Below are 2,604 nucleotides of genomic sequence, written 5' to 3' on the forward strand. Positions count from 1 at the left end.
CGCCGCCGCCCTGACGCTGCCGGCGGCGGCCAGCGCCATGACCGGCGACAAGGAGGTGCAGCGCTTCACCTCGTTCGGCGGGGCCTGCGCCAAATGCGAGCTGGCCGGCCGGCGGCTGGCGGGGGCGCACTTCATCGGCGCGAACTTCGCGGGCGCGTCCCTGGTGGGCGCGGACCTGCGTGAGGCGCGGTTCGTCGGCTCGGTGCTGAGCAAGGCCGACCTCTCGCGAGCCGATCTCAGCGAAGCGCACATGACTGGCGCCAACTTCGCCTCCGCCAACCTGACGGGCGCGAAGATGCGCGACGTCGAGGCCAGCGGCACGGTCTTCTCCTCAGCCAATCTCTCCGGCGTCGATCTCGCCGACAGCCGCGCGATCGGCGCCAACTTCAACGGGGCTATCCTGACCGGGGCGACATTCACGGACGCCAACCTCCAGGGCGCGGTGTTCCGGAGCGTGAACGCCCGCGGCGCCAATTTCCGCGACGCCAGCCTGCAGGCGACGAACTTCGGCGGCGGCCGCCTGGATCGCGCGTCGTTCCGGTCGGCCGATCTCACCGGGGCCGTGTTGCGGGGCGGGTCGTTCCGCGGCGCCGACTTCCACGACGCCGACCTCGAGCACGCCAATCTCTCCGGAGCTGACCTGTCCGGCGCTCGCGGGCTGGAACAGTCGCAGCTCAGCGCGGCGTGCGGCGATGCTCAGACCAAGTTGCCGCGCGGCCTCACGGTCCGAACCTGCCGTGGCGGCCATAGCATCGCGGTCAAGATCCCGAAGATCCCGCCGGCCCCCGCCGTGCCGGCTCTGAAGCCGGCCCAGCCGGGTCCGCGTTACCTGATCGTCTTCGAGACCGACTAGACCTTCACCGGCGGCGCCAGGCGGATGTGCAGCTCCTTCAGCTGCTTCTCCAGCACGTCGGAGGGCGCGTTCATCATCAGGTCCTGGCCCTGCTGGTTCAGCGGGAAGGCGATGACCTCGCGGATGGCGGTCTCGCCGGCCAGCAGCATGACGATCCGGTCGATGCCCGGCGCCAGGCCCCCGTGCGGCGGGGCGCCATGGCGGAAGGCGTTCAGCATGCCGCCGAACTCGCGCTCCACTGTCTCGGCGTTGTAGCCGGCGATCTCGAAGGCCTTCAGCATGATATCCGGCCGGTGGTTCCGCACCGCGCCGGAGCACAGCTCGTAGCCGTTGCAGACGATGTCGTACTGGTAGGCCAGGATGTCGAGCGGGTCCTTGGTCTCCAGGGCCTCCATCTCGCCCTGCGGCATCGAGAACGGGTTGTGCGAGAAGTCGACGTGGTTCGTCTCCTCGTTGAACTCGTACATCGGGAAGTCGACGATCCAGACGAAGTCGAAGCGGTCCTGGGCCACCAGCTCCAGGTCCGTGCCGACCTTGGTCCGGGCCAGGCCCGCGAACTTGTAGAAGACCTTCGGATCGCCGCCGACGAAGAAGGCGGCGTCGCCGACCTTCAGGCCCAGCTGCTCGCGGATCGCCTTGGTGCGCTCGTCGCCGAGGTTCTTGGCGATCGGCCCCGCGCCGCCCTCCTCGCCCTCGCGCCAGAAAACATAGCCGAGGCCCGGCTGGCCCTCGCTCTGGGCCCAGGAATTCATCTTGTCGCAGAACGCGCGCGAGCCGCCCCCCGGGGCCGGGATCGCCCAGATGGCGTTCTTCGGGTCCTCCAGCATCCGCGCGAAGACGCCGAAGCCGCCGCCGCGGAAGTGCTCTGAGACGTCCTGCATCACCAGCGGATTGCGCAGGTCCGGCTTGTCTGTGCCGTATTTGGAGATGGCGTCCCTGTAGGGGATACGCGGGAACGGATAGGGCGTCACCGCCTTGCCGTCGGCGAACTCCTCGAAGACGCCCTGCAGCACCGGCTCGATGGCGGCGAACACGTCCTCTTGCGTCACGAAGCTCATCTCCACGTCGAGCTGATAGAACTCGAGGGAGCGGTCGGCGCGCAGGTCTTCGTCCCGGAAGCAGGGGGCGATCTGGAAGTAGCGGTCGAAGCCGGCGACCATCAGCAGCTGCTTGAACTGCTGCGGCGCCTGCGGCAGCGCGTAGAACTTGCCCGGGTGCAGGCGCGAGGGGACCAGGAAGTCGCGCGCGCCCTCGGGGCTGGAGGCCGTCAGGATCGGCGTCTGGAATTCCAGGAAGCCCTGGCCGGTCATCCGGTTGCGGATCGACTGGATGACCTTCGAGCGCAGCACGACGTTGCGGTGCAGGGTCTCGCGGCGCAGGTCCAGGTGGCGGTTCTTCAGCCGGATCTCTTCCGGGTATTCCGGCTCGCCGAAGACCGGCAGCGGCAGCTCGGCGGCCTCGGAGAGCACCTCCAGGCCGCGCACGCGCACCTCAACCTCGCCGGTCGGCAGGCCCGCGTTGACGGTCTCGGGGGTGCGCTTCACCACCTCGCCGTCGACCTTGATCACGCTCTCGGCGCGCAGCTTCTCGGCGGCGGCGAAGCCCGGGGTCTCGGGCGCCAGCACCAGCTGCGTCAGGCCGTAGTGGTCGCGCAGGTCGATGAACATCAGCCCGCCGTGGTCGCGCTTGCGATGGATCCAGCCGGACAGGCGGACCGTCTTGCCCTCATCGGCGGCGCGGAGGGCGCCGCA

The 2,604-nt window shown here is 69.4% G+C and carries 2 protein-coding genes; one reads left to right on the forward strand and one right to left on the reverse strand.

The annotated features are described in order from the left end of the window. On the forward strand, positions 1–853 hold an 853-nt coding region (locus tag VHK87_RS08040), incomplete at its 5' end, for a pentapeptide repeat-containing protein (RefSeq protein ID WP_329634386.1). Here the strand turns inward: VHK87_RS08040 and aspS are convergent. Continuing rightward, positions 850–2,604, reverse strand: a 1,755-nt coding sequence (gene aspS / locus VHK87_RS08045) for an aspartate--tRNA ligase (RefSeq protein ID WP_329634387.1), incomplete at its 5' end; no start/stop codon positions are given. The two genes, VHK87_RS08040 and aspS, sit on opposite strands and share 4 nt — an antisense overlap.

Origin of the sequence: Phenylobacterium sp. (assembly GCF_036263695.1) — a bacterium.
Classification (GTDB): Bacteria; Pseudomonadota; Alphaproteobacteria; order Caulobacterales; family Caulobacteraceae; genus Phenylobacterium.